Source organism: Hydrotalea sp. (genome assembly GCF_049968455.1).
In the GTDB taxonomy this organism is placed as follows: Bacteria; Bacteroidota; Bacteroidia; order Chitinophagales; family Chitinophagaceae; genus Hydrotalea.
Genome location: NZ_JBMFQT010000008.1, coordinates 12,892 through 29,884, shown reverse-complemented (window position 1 = coordinate 29,884; position 16,993 = coordinate 12,892). Strand labels below are relative to the sequence as shown.

The window sequence follows — 16,993 nt, the reverse complement described above, 5'->3', positions numbered from 1 at the left end:
ACGTCTTTTAATGAAGCTTTTTGTTGAATCCAACCATAAACCAGCGGTACTATAAATAAAGCAGCAACAGTAGAGGCAGCTAATCCTCCTATCACAGCTCTTCCCAATGGAGCAGATTCATCGCCAGATTCACCTAAACCACTAGCCATTGGTATCATACCGGCTATCATAGCTAAGCTGGTCATTAAAATAGGTCGCAAACGTATACTTGCAGCTACAGAAGCAGCTTTAAATGCGTCGCGATATTTTAAACGCAATGATTCCGCATTGGTAACAATTAAGATAGCATTCGCAACCGATACCCCCGTTGACATGATAATACCCATGTAAGATTGTAAGTTTAATGTTGCACCGGTAGCTAACAACATTAGTAATGCACCCAACAATACCGCCGGAACTGTGGCTAGCACTGATATAGCTAATCCGAAAGATTGATAATTAGCAGCCAACAACAATAAAATAACAACAATAGCAGCTAACAAACCACTTTGTAAAGAATCTAGAGTTTCTATCAACAAAGATGACATTCCTTTCACCTCCGAAATTAATCCAGTAGGAGGAGTTCCAGATTCTTTAATTGCTTTTTGCACTGCAGTTGTTGCGGTTCCTAAGTCTTTTTTATAAATATTAGCACTAATTACTACATATCTTCTAGGGCCACTTCTATCATACTCTCCGGGCAAGCTATCAACTGATATAGTTGCCACATCTGATAATACCGGCCTTGCCTCTCCTTTTACTAGCGGTGTAGCTTCCAATTCCTGCAAAGAATTCATTGCATATTCTGGAATTTGAACCTGCGTTTGATAGGTATAAGAGTTGTTAGGATCGAGCCAGAAGTTTTTATTGGTATAGCGGCTAGAAGAAGTACTGGCAGTAATGCTTCGCGTAACATTATCAATACTTAATCCCATTAAAGCTAATTTTTCTCTATCCACTTTTATATTGATAGTAGGATATTTCAAAGGCTCCGCTATTTGCACATCACGCAAGAAAGGAATGGCCTTCATATTCGCCATAACTCTACCGGCATAATTTTCAATATCATTCATATTCTTACCTGCTACCCTAACTTCAATAGGTGTAGAAGCTCCTTGAGCCATAATTTTTTCAGTTAATTCAATAGGCTCGAATGAAATTTTCATGTTAGGATAAGCCTTTGCAATTTCATGCCTTAGCTTTTCCTTTAAATCTTCCATATTCACTTTATACTTTTCATTCAAGTTTATTTGTATAACAGCTTCATGAGTACCACTATTAAAAATGTATAAGTTACTGGTACCAAAGTTGGCTGGTACTAACCCAACATAAGCTGATGAAATTTCAACATTATCATCAACAGTTTTATTAATAATGTCTAATACCCCTTTTGTAGCACGTTCAGTAACCTCCAAGCGAGTACCATCTGGTTCACGTAATCTTAACTGTAATTGACCCGCATTGGTTTTTGGTAATAAATCTTTACCAATGATTACAAAACAAAAACCGGCTGCACTAAAAGCTACTATTAAATACAGAATTACAATTATCTTTCGTTTCGGCATCCACTTATCAAGACGACTTGCTAAAGCTATTTTTAAACGCTGGAAGAAATTATCTTCTTCTTTATGCATTTCATCTTGATTGGTATGATTTATAACTTCATTATTTTCCTCATTATCTAACGCCAAACCGGCATGTGCATGTGGTTGTGCATGATGATACTTATTAAACATATCTTCTTTTAATAACCAGTTTGAAATAACCGGCACCAAAGTTTGCGCACCTATGTAAGATACAATCATTGCAAATGCAATTGATAATGATAAAGGAAGGAACATAGCTTTTGGAACACCGTTCATAACAAATGCAGGTGCAAATACTGCCAATATACATAACAAGATTAATAATAATGGGAACGATATTTCCTGACAAGCATCTAAAATAGCTTGCTTCTTAGGCTTTCCCATTTCCAAATGTTGGTGAATGTTTTCAATAGTCACCGTCGCCTGGTCTACAAGAATACCAATTGCCAAGGCCAAACCACTTAAGGTCATTATATTGATGGTTTGTCCGGAAAGTTTTAGGAAAAACACAGCACTCAAAATAGCTACCGGAATAGTAATAATTACCACAACACTACTTCGCCAGTCTTGCAAAAACAATAGTACCATTAATCCGGTTAATACCGCACCTAAAATACCTTCCGTCATTAAACTTTTAGCGGAATTAATTACGAAAACCGATTGGTCGAATGCGTATTCTATATGCACATCTTTCGGCAACAAGCTTTGCATTTCAGGTAGCTTAGCACGCAATTTTTGCACAACATCCCATGTTGAAGCACTCGCTGTTTTTACAACCGGAATATATACAGAACGTTTACCATTAATTAAAGCATAGTCAACTGTAATATCAGCACCATCGGTAACTGTGGCAACATCTTTTACAAAAATGGAAGTAGAAGTATTACTAACAATTGGAATGTCTTCAAAGTCTTTCACTTTTGTTTCTAATGAATTTACCGAAGTAACATACATAGTACTATCAATACGTATGTTTCCTGAAGGTGAGATGGAGTTATTTTTTGCAATAGCTTCAACAACCTGATCAGCAGATAAATTATAGGAACTAAGTTTAGTAGGATTTATATTAATTAATACAGTACGCGCATTAGAACCGAATGGTGGTGGAGCTGAAAGACCAGGTACTGTAGCAAATAAAGGACGAATACGAGTAACCGCAAGGTCAAATATTTCACTTAATGGACGAGTTTTACTGCTAAACACCAATTCACCAACCGGTAATGAAGAAGCATCGAAACGAATTACGGTAGGTGGTAAAGCACTTGGCGGGAAGAAAGCCATGGTTCTATTTACCTGTAAGGCTACCTCAGCTGAAGCCTCCGCCATATCAGCATTTTCATAAAAGGTTAATTTAATAAGTGTTAATCCCTGAATATTTTTACTTTCAATATTTTTTACTCCATCAATATACAAAAATTGGTCGGCCATGCGAGTGGCAAAAAATCCTTCCATTTGTGCAGCCGACATACCACCATATTGTTCAATTACATATATGGTAGGTGAATTTAGTTTAGGAAATATATCAATAGGTATTGTACGCAAAGCCATTACCGCAAATAGTAATAACCCTGCAAACAAAACAATTACTGTAATAGGCCTTTTAAGGGCAGAACGTACCATATTAATTATTTTATTGTTTGAATGAATGAATCAATTGTACCTGCTGCGGCTGATTTATCTAAATTAGCTTGCAACCAATTTGTTATGGTTTGAATGTAATCGGTTTGGCTACGGTACAATACAAATGCAGAGTTCGTTAAATCAATTAAATTGATTAATCCGGCATTGTACTGTGCAACTTTTTGATGATAGGCGTCGCGTGCCGATTGTAGTTGTATGGGTATTTCTAATAAATTTTTCTGTATAATGTCAATGGAAGCCATTGCTTTTTGATAGGAATTAGACAAATACAATTTCTGCTCCTGCAAATCATAGTCACTACTTTGCGTTGCAAACTTGTTAACTGTCATTTGATCTTTTCTATGAATACCATCAAATAAATTATAAGTAAATGCCAAGCCAACAGAATAATTAAACCGTTGATAGCCCAAACCGGAAGCAAAAGCTTTGTATTGGTCCTGATAATCAATACTCGAGCCTCTTCCCCAAAATCCACCAGCTAAGTATATTTTAGGCTGATAGGTTTTTTGTATTAATTTACCTTGGGCCATGTAACGATTTTTAATTTGGCGGTAATAATCTACCAAAGGATTATTTAATGTATCCACTTCATTTGAAAAATTATTTTTTTCAATCAAATCATTAAATCGGGTAACTGTAGTATCAACATTTAATCGCTCAATGGGTATACCAGTAAGCATGCTTAACTGTTCGCGTAAGCGTAAAACTATATCGGATTGATTGTTATAATTAATGCGGGCCTTAGATAATTCAGCTTTGGCTAAAGAAGAGTCAACTCCAGGTTTTAACCCACTGGCTGCTTGTGCCCTTATTACAGTAAACAAAGTTTCATAACGACGAACATTATCTTGCTCAACACCCAGCTGTTGAATATTTTTTAGTAACGCCAAATAATAATTGGCAACATTTAACTTTAATAAATAGGTTTCTTTTGCATAATCTGATTCAGCAAAACGAGCATTTGCTATAGCATCCATAACTCTAGCTTTGTTTAAGCCAAAGTTGTATAATTCATATTGGCTATATATTAAGCCAATATTACCTGCAGCTGGCTGCCAATTGTTATTTGCGGTAATACCTCCTGCTGTTGGAATAGCTACACCTAATGGTAAAAAAGTACCAGTTACGCCATTAGCAGTAGATGTTGTTATTTGATCATGCACATCTAAAGAAGGCAAGGCAGCATGTTTTGCATCCATAATGCCCGCTTTGGCACTAGCAACTAGCGCTTGCTTACTCATTACAGATGGGTAAAACTGTAATGCAGAGTCAGTTAATTGTGGTAATGAAAAAAAGGATGGTGTTGTTTGGCCAGAAGCTGATATTATACTACCCAACCACAAAACAAGTAGCATAGAGCCAATGATTGACTTTCTGTTAAATGAAAACATATAACCTTTAGGTTTTAAAAATGAAATAAAAGAGAACTTTAAAAAAGCATACTAACCGGTGGGCCTCGCAGGGTAGTTGTATGCTGTAAGAAAGATACAAATGATTCTTTATAATAAGAATAAATTACTCGGAAAAATATTAGTGGGGCAACTGCTAAAACAAAAAATGCAACAATAGCCACTGTTTCTGGTTGGTAACGTTTGTTTAAACGTATGTTATCGCCGCGTTGTGAAGTATTGTGCGTGTATATAGCCTGATGGAAAAAATGTTGGGTATGAAAGGAGGCATGAGCATGTAATTCGGTATCAATTAACTGGTCCTCAGATACTGCATCAAAATTAAACAGTAATTGCACCCCAAAAAATAAAATATACAGGGTAAAAAAAATTAACTTGATAATTAAATTATATGCTTTATAAAAGCGATGCATGGGTTACTGCATTTTCTAGCACAAAATTAAATACGAAGCATAAAATTTTTTGTTAGAAATGGTGAATATAGATTAGAAGCAGATTAGAATTTTGATTTTTGAACAATTTTACTTCAAAAACATAATAAAAATCAACTCAAGCTTACAAGTGTAAGTTTAATTTTATATTTTTTTATTTGTTTTTAATATTTTTTGTATTGAAGTGGTTCCCTCTAACTCCTTCTTTAAATATAAGGCAGTATAGCTTTCTTTTGTTGTACATAACTCTTCGGGCGTGCCTGCAAATAGTAATTTTCCGCCGCCAGAGCCACCTTCCGGACCCAAATCAATAATATAATCGGCTTGTTTAATAACATCTAAATTGTGTTCAATAATTAAAACTGTATTTCCCCTATTTACTAATTTCTGAACAACTTCCATCAACATTACAATATCCTGAAAATGCAATCCGGTGGTGGGTTCATCCAGTATATAAAAAGTCTTGCCGGTATCTTTTTTACCTAATTCAGTGGCAAGTTTAACACGTTGTGCTTCACCTCCACTTAAAGTTACAGCACTTTGCCCCAAAGTAATATATCCTAAACCCACTTCTTTTAATATATGAATTTTTCTATATATCCATGGTACCGGTTGAAAAAAATCACAAGCTTCATCAACAGACATATCTAGTACATCGCTAATTGACTTTCCCTTGTATCTTATTTCTAATGTTTCTCTATTGTACCTTTTACCATTACATTTTTCACAAGGCACGTAAACATCAGGTAAAAAATTCATTTCAATTACACGCATTCCGCCACCTTCACAAACATCGCAACGTCCTGTTTTAACATTAAATGAAAATCTTCCTGCATTATATCCTCTGATTTTAGCTTCCGGTACCGATGCAAATAAAGTTCTTATATCTGTAAAAAAACCACAATAAGTAGCAGGATTACTCCTTGGCGTACGCCCTATGGGCGATTGATCTATTTCAATAACTTTATCAATATGCTCTAACCCTTTTATGGATTTAAATGGCATTGGTTTTGTTCGAGATTCATAAGCATGTGCTGCCAGTAGCGGGTATAATGTTTCATTAATAAGTGTTGACTTTCCACTGCCACTTACGCCTGTTACTAGTATTAAAGTACCCAAAGGAAATTTAACGTGGACATTTTTTAAATTATTTCCCGAGGCTCCTTTAAGTTCTAAAAAATTACCATTCCCTTTACGCCTTTGCATAGGAACGGGTATTTGTACAGTGCCGTTTAAATAGCCGGCTGTAGGCGTATGCATTTTCATTACTTCATAAGGGGTACCTGCTGCAACCACCTGTCCACCCATTTTACCTGCTTTTGGGCCAATGTCAATTAAATAATCTGCCGCAAGCATTATATCCTTATCATGTTCAACAACAATTACAGTATTCCCAATGTCACGTAAATTTTGCAGTGCTTGAATTAAGCGATGATTATCGCGCTGATGCAAACCAATGGAGGGTTCATCTAAAATATAAGTTATGCCTTGTAATTGTGACCCAATTTGTGTAGCAAGGCGTATCCGTTGGCTCTCTCCTCCACTTAGTGTTCGAGAAGATCTATTTAAGTGAAGATAGGTTAGCCCAACTTCATTCAAGAATCCCAATCTATCATTAATTTCTTTCAGTACATCTTTTGCAATTATTTGTTGTTTTGCCGTTAAATGTGCAGGCAACTGTTTAAACCAATTGGCTAAATCTTCTAAACTAAGTTCCCCTAGCTCAGCAATATTCTTGTTATTAATCTTAAACCACAAACTTTCTTTTTTTAACCTTGCACCATTGCAAGTAGGGCAAGTTTTTAATTCCATGAACTGCTCAACCCATTCTCGAGTTGTTTCGGTGCTGCCTGAAGCAGTAAACCATCTTTTCAACATGGGTATAACGCCCTCAAAAACGCCATCATACAAATAGTTGACTTCAGTTGAATCGTTATTTGCAATTAATATATTATTAATATCATCCACATTTTCTGAAGCAAAAAGTAGCAGATTTATTTGTTCGTCCTTCAATTGTTTAAGAGGAACATTGATATTAATTTTATTTTTTTTTGCAAATGCGGCCATTTGTTGATAAAGATGCGCATTTCTTTCTGCACCAAGAGGTAGTATACCACCTTCTTTTATGGAAATATTTTTATCCGGAATAATTTGTTTTAAACTAAAGGAATAAATTGAACCCAACCCCTTACAAGTTGGGCAAGCTCCATAAGGAGAATTAAATGAAAACGCATTGGGGGAAGGCTCTTCGTAACTAATACCTGTATCAACACACATCAACTTACTGCTATATTGAACAATTCTATTCGTATCATTCAGTAAAATAAACATTAAATCTTTCCCTAACTTAAGTGCAGTTTCAACGCTCTGCACAATACGCAAACGCATATCGGTTGTAACCGCCATTCTATCAACTACTACCTCAATATCATGCACTTTATATCTATCCACTTGCAATTTGGCAGTTACATCTTTAATTTCACCATCAATTCTAACTTTTAAAAAACCTTTTTTCCTTATTTCCTCAAACAATTCTCGGTAATGTCCTTTACGCCCTCTTACCAAGGGTGCTAATATGGAAATTTTTTGATTAGGAAATGAAGCATAAATATGATCAATAATCTCTTTTTCAGAAAACTTTACCATCTTCTTTCCTGTTTCAAAACTATATGCCTCGGCTACACGGGCATATAATAAACGTAAAAAGTCATATACTTCCGTTACTGTTCCTACGGTTGAACGAGGGTTTTTGTTGGTAGTTTTTTGTTCAATTGAAATGACGGGAGAAAGGCCCGTTATTTTATCAACATCAGGTCGCTCCATATCCCCTATAAACTGACGAGCATAGGCACTAAAACTTTCCATGTAGCGGCGTTGCCCTTCATTGTAAATGGTATCAAAAGCCAAAGAAGATTTACCACTTCCACTTAACCCGGTAATTACCACTAATTTGTTTTTGGGAATAGAAACATCAATATTTTTTAAATTATGTTCCCTTGCACCCATTATATCAATAACTTCTAATAAAGCCAACGAATTATGATTTGTCTGATGTTCCATTGATATACCCATAAAATTCTTTCAAATATAGGAACAAGCATGCTTGCGAAATGTTGAGCTAATTGAAATTATAGTACAAAAAATAAAAAAATTTGGAAGTATTGCCCACCATCTATTACTTTTGCGCCAGCTTTTTTGAAAAATACTTATCAAGAAAGGCAGAGGGAATTGGCCCAATGAAGCCTTGGCAACCCATGTTATACATGAAGGTGCCAACTCCATCCCGGAAACGGGAAAGATAAGTCAGACGTTTTTATTACATTATTGTAGATATATGTTTAAAAGCCTGCCTGACTTCATCGGTGCAGGCTTTTTTTATTGCGTTATAGATTTCCTCCCTAAAAGCTAATAAATCGTTTTCATTTTATAATTAATTAATTATGCAACAGCAATCATTGCGCATTGGTTTATTTGGTTTTGGAGTAGTAGGAGAAGGATTATATAAAGTTTTAAAACAAACACCATCACTAAAAGCTGAATTAGTAAAAGTGTGTATTAAACACCCTGAAAAAAAAAGAAATGCTCCGGCAGAATTATTTTGTACGGATAAAAACATTTTATTAAATGATGACAATATAAACGTAATTGTTGAAGTAACTGATGATGCGGATGCAGCATTTGACATAGTAAGTACTGCTTTACGCCAGGGAAAAGCAGTAGTAAGTGCCAATAAAAAAATGTTAGCGGAACATTTACGGGAATTATTACAGTTACAGTTAGAAACCGGTAATTCTTTACTATATGAAAGTGCAGCTTGTGCATCCATTCCGGTGATTAGAAATTTAGAAGAATATTATGATAATGATTTGTTACATGCAATAAAAGCAATAGTAAACGGGTCAACCAACTTCATTTTAACTAAAATGTTTGAAGAAAATTTGAGTTTTGCTGAAGCACTTTTATTGGCGCAACAATCAGGTTTTGCTGAAAGCAATCCAAAATTAGATGTTGAAGGATATGATGCCGTAAACAAATGGTCGCTTCTATTAAATCATGCTTATGGAATAATTGAACATCCGAATAATATTTTATTTACAGGTATTCAAAATATACAATCATCAGATGCACAAGTTGCACAAGAAAAAAAGTTTGAAATAAAATTAGTAGCACAAGCAAAAAAGTTGAAAGATGGGAATGTTGCAGCGTTTGTACTTCCACAATTTACTAAAGTTGATGAACCCTTGTCGTTTGTAAAAAATGAATATAATGGTGTTGTCATTGAAAGTGGATTTGCCGATAAGCAATTTTTTTACGGAAAGGGAGCCGGAAGTTTCCCAACTGCGTCGGCAGTATTAAGCGACATTGCTGCATTACGTTATCAATACAAATATGAATACAAAAAACTTTACCACCACCAACCACATACACTTTCACATGATTTTTATTTAAAAGTTTACCTAAGCTTTACTGATTGGCATCATATTCCCAAAGAAAAATTTGAGTGGATTGAAGAATGGCATGCCGGCGAAGAAAGAAAATATTTAGTGGGTGTCATACATGCACAACATTTATACGGACAAGAATGGTGGAAGACAAATCAAACTTCATTAATTGTTATGCCCGAACCCATTATTGAAAATGTAGAAATTAAAAAGATAAAAAAAAGAAGTTTGGAATTAGCGGGGATTAAGATATAAATTCCAATTGAGTGGAATTTAATATTTGGTATAAGCATTTATTCTAACAAATTTCGAGTTATCGAAGTAAGGTAGTACTGCCTTCCCTGTAAATACGTTGTCCTTTATCATTCATGGCTTCTGCAACCCATACATAAGTATCTAAGGGTTGTAGTGAACCGTTCACTGTTCCGTCCCACCCCTCACCAACATTTGAGGTTTGGAATAGCAAACGCCCTTTCCTATCATAAACCCTAAAGAAATTCAAACGAGTATATCCAATTAAATTCACTTGCAACTTATCATTCTGCCCATCACTATTGGGTGAAAATACATTAGCCACATAAATGCCTTTGTTAGCAGAAGCATTTACTGCTAAAGTATCTGTAACAGTACAACCTGAAGCAGCAATAACAGTAACAGTATATTGATGATTGCCTTCACTAACATTCAATATTGGATTAGGTACATTTGCATCAACAAATGCGTTTGCCGGCTGCCATTGATATTGCTTTCCCACTCTTCCTGTTTGCAAGTGAATTGCTGTTTCCTGAGTACTTAAATCAGGTAATGTTTTACCCTGCTCCGGATTTTCTATTTGAATTGTTTTAACCACATCAGAAATTAAAGAAGGACATACCTGTGAGGTAATTTTTAATTGAATTTTTACTTCGCCTGCTGTTTGGTAAATAAATGACGGTGTAGCATCATAACTACTATTTCCTCTAGTATCACTCCATTGAAAATTAACAGGACCACTTTGGCTAACATCAGATTGATTTTGTAATTGCATTGGCAAATTGGTACAATAGGAATTTATTACAAATGCAGCTTTAGGCTTAGCTATACCTGTTACAGCTAACTGAATTAAAGCAGGATTTATACAACCATTTGTGTCTTTAATTTGAACTGCATAATTACCGGCTGTCTTTACTTGAATAACTTGTGTTTTCTCATTCAAAGGTTGTTGATTTCTAAACCATTGATAACTTTCTGCTGGAGGGGCAGATAAAGGCAACTGACTTCCTTCACACAACAAGGTTCCTTTGGTAGCCATTACTTTGTTCATTGGCAAATCATTCACTTGAATAGAGGTACTAGTAGTCAAAGAACACCCGGTACTACTATCAACTATTGTATAAGACAATTGAAACTTACCAACATTATTAGCAATTAATTTACCATTTTGTATGTTTAAACCTGCATTGTTTATTGGTACTGCATCAGACATTGTTGCTTGATTTATATTCCAAATGCCGTTGGCAGGTGTTCCTTCTAATGCAACAGTTTCTCCTTTACATAAATTATGTTTTGTATTTATCATCACTTTTGCATTTCCTTCAACTACCACAATATGGATAGGCACTTGAATATTCAATCCATCACTATCGCGGATATTTAATGACAATGCTATATTACCTGCAATAGTAGGAACCTTTGTAAAATGTATACTTCTGTTTCCATTTGTTCCTAAAATTAGGATATTTGAATCGGATATGAATTGTTGATTAGGTGAATTGATGCTACAATTAATTGAGCTAAGCTCATTAATATCACCAGAAATAGAAATAGGAATATCAGGTATAGTATTTCCCAAACAAATTTTTTGTAAAGGAATAGGCTGCACTTTTATAGTAGCATGTGCATCTGCAAATTCTAATGCTTCATCTAATACCATAGTAACCAAAGAACCATCCATTAAACCATTATGCTGAATATTAACTTGTGTAAACGGTTGTGAAGAATGAATTTGTATTCGTACACCAGCATTTACGCCTTTACAAATTAATTGGTTATCATTTATACACCATTTTTCAGAGCAACCTGTTAATATGTTTAATTGAATATTCCCATTATTTACAGAAAAAGTGAAAGTTTCAGTAGTGTCGGCAGCATTGATATTATAAACCATATCATTTACGGGCTGTGAAAATTGATTGGTAAATGAAGCAGGGCCGAAAGCACCTAACCAAATACTACCTGCTTTGGTTGCTACCTCACAACTACTCCAGGCATTATCATAAACAAAATAAGAACCGGACCCAAATGCAGAAACAGTAATTTGATTATAAGTAAAGGGAAAATCGGCATAGCCTTTTTCAAATTGAAAAGTTTGTGTGTTACCCGCAAAAAACACTACCATCCCTATAAAGCTAAAAATAGCTTTAAGCAAGGATGGTAATGTTAGAAAAGCAGTATGGTTTTTCAGGATTTTCATGGCTTTTAGAAGGGTGATATTACTGACTATATAAAATTACGACCAATAGAAGCCAATGGCTGTAAAGCATTACAGGAAAGAAAAGTAGTGACGTAAAAAGGTTCTTTGTAGTATTATTATTTATGGCTATCAAGAATCATAAAGCAAAAAATATAGCTTTATTTATGTGAAATTATTTACAATTGTATTTTAATCTATTTCCGGATATTATTATCATACATTTACTTTTTATTGATATAAAATTTCATTCCTTTCTTACCATTAATTAATCATCTTTTAAATGCATGATTATTAAAAAAACATCTTAACATAAATTATTTAAAATAATATTAAATTGAAAAAACGCAATCAAACTATATCATTTTAAAACTCAGAAAAGATTTAATACAATAAATAAAATTGTTGGTGATACAAAATAGTATTACCGGCAAAAAATTAAAAAGGTTTAAAAAATATAAATAATAGATTAACTCTTAGTTAGAAAATCAATCAAAACTGAACAATTGAAATTTTAATATTGTATTATTCGTTTTATAGGCTTAGGTTGATGTTTTGAAGAAAAAAACTGCCAAGCAAAACTTAACTCCATACTCTGAACACTGTTCGATGCCGTCTTTACTCCCGATGTAACGACATCATACGTCAATCCGGCTATCCATCGTTCTGATTCTAATCCTACATACGGATATATCGCATCTCCAAAGCGCTCCCACAAACCTACATTCAAACTCCTCAATGTTTTATCCTTCACACTAATCTTATACACCGCTCCTATACTATATATACTATTCTGACCCTGCATCTCTGATATCTCACTCAGTAATATCTGATTCTTATTCGCTAAATTAAAATACACTCCCCCCTGTATACTATACCGCGCATCTACTGTATAGGTAGAGTTTAAATAAACTCCATCCTTTGGCTTCGATGCATGAAACACAGCCGCACCCAAATTAAATCCCCACTTCTTACTATCATAACTATAATTCAATCCGGCATTCACTTCTACATAATGATTGCTTTGTATAGTAACAGGATCATTCGAGGGCACACTGCGTTGAAAGCCCATACTCCCAAATTGCGATTGAAACTCAAACTTGCTAGGGTCTACCAAGCGTCCCGCATAATTCGCAGTTAGTCCTGCTCCTAAATGATGTTGACCAGCTTCATCTAAAGTCATATTATAGGCAGCTCCTAAACTCAAATAAGTATCCTTCAATAATCCATTATTCGATTCATCACTAAATGCCATTAACCCAACTCCTAACTGATTATCACCGGTACTATTCATAGCTATACGTTTCTCAACAGATGCCGTATAAGTATTATAGGGTGCAACTGTACCTCCCCACCATTGTCTGCGTATGGTACTGGTTAACCGCCAATCTGCTACATCCTTCCCTATAAGGGATGGATTTATTGTAATTGGCGAAGTAAAATATTGCGAAAAATGTGGGTCTTGTGCATATCCCATATTCGGCAAAACAAATAATATTGCAATGCACAATAAAATAACTGCGATATATCTATTTTTCATATTATTTTATTATATTAACCAAATGAAAAATTTTTTAACTGATAAAACAAACACACTTATAAATTTAAAATGTCAGCCTTTAAATTAAAATGATAATAACCAGTGTTCTTTCATTTTAAAATTTACATTATATTTTTTTAAAAATTATAAGGCCATGAAGAATAATAACATTATTCAAAATCAACGCCAAATTGTAGTGCTACCTTTACAAATTTTTGATTATCAAACTACTCATATTATATAAAATAAACTGCAATAGGCAACAAACATCTTCAATATACATATAAATATTTAATAATTTAAAATAGGATAGTTCATCCTATACATCATTACTTGAGCCTACCAATGTACGGAAGTGTTAGTGAAATAACCCGTTGATGAGCCGCTGATAACCCGCTTAAAAGCCACCAATAAACCATGCTAAAATGGTATGGAGTGTAAGGGATTGTGGATATTTTTTTTTGGATTTTGGCTAAACTTTGTTGTATATTAGAAAAGAATTATTTAATAAAAAAATTCAATAACTATGGCAACCATGCACAACAATTTTATGTTTACGGGTTCTATAGGCAATGTAACAGCCTACCGTATACAAGGCTCTGATAAAATATATTTAAGAACAAAGGGTGGTGCTAACAAACAAAAAATTAAAAACCATCCAAACTTTGCATTTACCCGGGCACTAAACCGCGAGTTTGCTGAAAGAGTTTGGGCTGCCAAACAATTATTACAAGCCATTATACCCCTTAAACAGGTAGTAAATTACAATTTAATGGCTGCTTTCAACCGCCTATGCTATACAATACAAACGAGTGATACGATGCATCCTATAGGCGAAAGATCTATTCTATTTTCAAATTGTAAGCACTATTTACCTGGCTTTCAGTTCAACAATCGATATGTTTTCGATCAGGTAATGCAAGGTCCTTTGTCTTTTCAAATAGATAGAGATTCATTAATGGCAAAGGTGCATGTAAGTGATTTACTACCAAAGATTCACTTAACACTACCCTGGATGTATTCCTATTACAGATTTACATTGGTGTTAGCTATTATACAAGATTGCTGCATTCCATCTACCCAAAACTATTCTAATCAAAATGCTGTTTCGGTACAAATAAATAGCATTCATACCCATTGGAATGCAGTAAAAGCGCCTTTAGAAGAAAATTTATGGCAATTGCAATTGAGGAGGGCTTCAGTATTACAACCGAACGAAACAATGATACTTAGTATAGGTATTGAAGCTGGAGACCCTATTACTAATGAATTAATAATGCCAGTAAAACATATTGGAGCCGGTAAAATTTTGGGTGTAGCATAATTATAAGTAGTAAGTACAAAATGTGTAAACAGCCAATAGTTTGTATTCGCAGATTTATTTATACTAACATAGATGAACATATTACCTAAAAAAGGGAGTATCCTTTAATTGTTTGGGTTGAATTATTTGCCACTTTTGTATTATATTTTTTAACCCATTTTAAAAATACCCATTTTAGGGGATAGATGTATCAAAATAGCTTAACTATATTTGTTTTCAATAAGTTATGAATACATAAAAAGTATGAATTTGGGTAATTGTGAATAATTAAATATTTGGTTCTAACTCAAAAAAAAACATATATTTGACTCACCAAAAAAGTTAACATTCAATACCCTTCGATTTACACTAAAACCAACTATTTAATTACAGATTAAATGCTTGATCTGTAATCATTAAATTAACATCCAACATTCCTACCCATTATCCTCTAAAAAAACAAGTACTGCAAATCCTATATATTTAATTTTTAGTACTCAATAATGGTTGTTCATTATTATAATTTCTACAGTATTTAAACTGCAGTGATTATTATAATGAAAAAAAAGAATGCAGTTTTTTAAAGCCATTAAGGGTACAGTTTAAAATGGATGTGGACCTATTTGAACCAATACTAACTGGTAAGTACAAGGATAAACCAGTAAAAGACGAAAAAAAATTGACTAACTAAACAGAAATGTGGGTTAGAGTAGCGCTAGCTATACACTTTTTTGAAAAATGGCAAAAGATAAGTGGAATAAAAAGCAGATATGGAATTTTTGAAAAGTACTTTGTTTGAATACACAACAAATATTGTGCCTAAAAATAATGTTATATGGCAACGGAAAAAAAATGGTATGTTTTATATACCAGAGCAAAATGGGAAAAGAAAGTTGTAGCATTGCTCAATAAAAAAAACATTACTAATTATTGCCCATTAAATAGGGTAAAAAAACAGTGGTCGGATAGAAAAGTAGTATTGCATGAACCCTTGTTTAGATCGTATGTGTTTGTACACATTACTGAAAAAGAAAAATTAACTACACGCGATACTGAAGGCGTGTTGTATTTTGTAACACATGAAGGTAAACCGGCTGTAATAAAAGAAGAAGAAATTGTTTTAATTCAGTCATTCTTGGAACAGTACAACAATGTAACAGTAGTAAGTAATAGAATTCATTGCAATGATACAATACGAATTATAGAAGGTCCATTAAAAAAATATGAAGGAAAAGTATTAGAAGTATACAAAAAAAGTATCAAAGTAATTTTGCCTTCTATAGGCTATTCAATGATTGCAGAAATAGACGTGCATCATGTAGAAAAAATTGATGGCAACCAAATTAATTCATTGACTGCATAAATAATACAACCAATTGCTTTTATTCTTTTCTGCTGAGAATATTTGAAAAAATAATTGGAACAATTATAAGACTGTACAAAAAAGAGGCAATAACAGTTACCAATATGGAAAGAGGACGGTAAAAAGACATGAAAAAGTAAATTCTAATAAAGCAAATTGCCATAGCCACCATTAAAATTTTAATCCAATAATACTGAATAGGCCTTACACTTTGTACATGCACTACATATTTGTTTGGTAATTGAAGTATAACCCAAAAAATAAACCATAGTCCTATTGCTGAACTCAATAATTGTAACCAAGATGTAATGTGCAGTCTAATATTAGCAATATTGAATCTGTAGCCACTAATGTTTAATAATTGGGCAATCATTCCATTATCGTGGGTTAAGCTATCCCATAATAAATGGGTAGCACCTCCTAATAAAATGGAAATACATACCACACCATAATAGTGTTTAAAGTATGTATTCCAGTTTAAGGAATTATAGGGTAATAATTTATTTTTAAAGACGGGGGGCAAATGCAGCAACAACTGTTGCTTTATAATATAATGAAAAAGATAAGCAAGAATTATGCCAAGCGGTAAATCTGCCCAAAATAATCCAAACCAATTATGTGTGTAAAGTCGCGTTTTTGACATTCGAATAAAATATTCAAAATCAGGCACTATGCTACCTACTACTAAACCCGTAAGGGAAAAAAAACTTTTCCATTTTCTATAAATAGGAATAATAACTGCGGGATGAGCAAACGTGAATGGCATATTGCACAAATTACTCATAATCATTCAAAGAATAACAAGATATCAATTCAAAAATATAAGTATAAATATAGTTTACAATATATA

Annotated in this window: 10 protein-coding genes and 1 riboswitch; of the genes, 3 read left to right on the top strand and 7 right to left on the bottom strand. The window is 33.8% G+C overall.

From position 1 onward, the window contains the following. The 4 genes from ACP5P5_RS07240 to uvrA form a co-directional block, all read right to left on the bottom strand. The coding region (locus ACP5P5_RS07240) for an efflux RND transporter permease subunit (RefSeq protein WP_428285440.1) at window positions 1-3,185 on the bottom strand (3,185 nt) is incomplete at its 3' end. 5 nt (window positions 3,186-3,190) lie between these two features. Further along, on the bottom strand, window positions 3,191-4,561 hold the full coding sequence (locus ACP5P5_RS07235; protein ID WP_428285439.1) for a TolC family protein: 1,371 nt from the start codon (window positions 4,559-4,561) through the stop codon (window positions 3,191-3,193). 74 nt (window positions 4,562-4,635) lie between these two features. Continuing rightward, window positions 4,636-5,028, bottom strand: coding sequence for a hypothetical protein (locus tag ACP5P5_RS07230; protein ID WP_428285438.1), 393 nt, complete (start codon window positions 5,026-5,028; stop codon window positions 4,636-4,638). 162 nt (window positions 5,029-5,190) lie between these two features. After that, complete coding sequence (uvrA, locus tag ACP5P5_RS07225) at window positions 5,191-8,106, bottom strand: excinuclease ABC subunit UvrA (RefSeq protein WP_428285437.1); 2,916 nt, start codon at window positions 8,104-8,106, stop codon at window positions 5,191-5,193. A gap of 143 nt (window positions 8,107-8,249) precedes the next feature. Next, a riboswitch (SAM riboswitch) is annotated at window positions 8,250-8,351 on the top strand. Window positions 8,352-8,486: 135 nt separating this feature from the next. Here uvrA and ACP5P5_RS07220 point away from each other — a divergent pair. After that, a complete protein-coding gene (locus ACP5P5_RS07220; RefSeq protein WP_428285436.1) occupies window positions 8,487-9,743 on the top strand; it encodes a homoserine dehydrogenase in 1,257 nt (418 codons plus the stop codon). Window positions 9,744-9,801: 58 nt separating this feature from the next. Here ACP5P5_RS07220 and ACP5P5_RS07215 read toward each other — a convergent pair whose 3' ends face one another. Together ACP5P5_RS07215 and ACP5P5_RS07210 are read right to left on the bottom strand one after the other, a co-directional pair. Further along, a complete protein-coding gene (locus tag ACP5P5_RS07215; protein ID WP_428285435.1) occupies window positions 9,802-11,940 on the bottom strand; it encodes a T9SS type B sorting domain-containing protein in 2,139 nt (712 codons plus the stop codon). 511 nt (window positions 11,941-12,451) lie between these two features. Continuing rightward, the gene (locus tag ACP5P5_RS07210; protein WP_428285434.1) at window positions 12,452-13,477 is read right to left on the bottom strand and encodes a PorP/SprF family type IX secretion system membrane protein; all 1,026 of its coding nucleotides are present in this window, start codon (window positions 13,475-13,477) and stop codon (window positions 12,452-12,454) included. A gap of 526 nt (window positions 13,478-14,003) precedes the next feature. Between ACP5P5_RS07210 and ACP5P5_RS07205 the strand changes: the two genes are divergently transcribed. Both ACP5P5_RS07205 and nusG read left to right on the top strand, forming a co-directional pair. Beyond that, window positions 14,004-14,801, top strand: coding sequence for a hypothetical protein (locus ACP5P5_RS07205; protein WP_428285433.1), 798 nt, complete (start codon window positions 14,004-14,006; stop codon window positions 14,799-14,801). An 814-nt stretch (window positions 14,802-15,615) separates the two neighbouring features. Beyond that, window positions 15,616-16,143 (top strand): transcription termination/antitermination protein NusG, encoded by a 528-nt coding sequence (gene nusG, locus ACP5P5_RS07200; protein ID WP_428285432.1) that lies wholly within the window; start codon window positions 15,616-15,618, stop codon window positions 16,141-16,143. Window positions 16,144-16,162: 19 nt separating this feature from the next. On the opposite strand, the gene ACP5P5_RS07195 is transcribed toward nusG, so the two are convergent. Then, window positions 16,163-16,909, bottom strand: coding sequence for a DUF4184 family protein (locus ACP5P5_RS07195; protein ID WP_428285431.1), 747 nt, complete (start codon window positions 16,907-16,909; stop codon window positions 16,163-16,165). Between the last annotated feature and the right edge of the window lie 84 nt (window positions 16,910-16,993).

Excerpts from the sequence above, each read along its gene's own strand:
- ACP5P5_RS07235 (WP_428285439.1), bottom strand. The coding sequence starts at position 4,561 with ATGCTACTTGTTTTGTGGTTGGGTAGTATAATATCAGCTTCTGGCCAA.
- ACP5P5_RS07230 (WP_428285438.1), bottom strand. The coding sequence starts at position 5,028 with ATGCATCGCTTTTATAAAGCATATAATTTAATTATCAAGTTAATTTTT.
- uvrA (WP_428285437.1), bottom strand. The coding sequence starts at position 8,106 with ATGGAACATCAGACAAATCATAATTCGTTGGCTTTATTAGAAGTTATT.
- ACP5P5_RS07220 (WP_428285436.1), top strand. The coding sequence starts at position 8,487 with ATGCAACAGCAATCATTGCGCATTGGTTTATTTGGTTTTGGAGTAGTA.
- ACP5P5_RS07215 (WP_428285435.1), bottom strand. The coding sequence starts at position 11,940 with ATGAAAATCCTGAAAAACCATACTGCTTTTCTAACATTACCATCCTTG.
- ACP5P5_RS07210 (WP_428285434.1), bottom strand. The coding sequence starts at position 13,477 with ATGAAAAATAGATATATCGCAGTTATTTTATTGTGCATTGCAATATTA.
- ACP5P5_RS07205 (WP_428285433.1), top strand. The coding sequence starts at position 14,004 with ATGGCAACCATGCACAACAATTTTATGTTTACGGGTTCTATAGGCAAT.
- nusG (WP_428285432.1), top strand. The coding sequence starts at position 15,616 with ATGGCAACGGAAAAAAAATGGTATGTTTTATATACCAGAGCAAAATGG.
- ACP5P5_RS07195 (WP_428285431.1), bottom strand. The coding sequence starts at position 16,909 with ATGCCATTCACGTTTGCTCATCCCGCAGTTATTATTCCTATTTATAGA.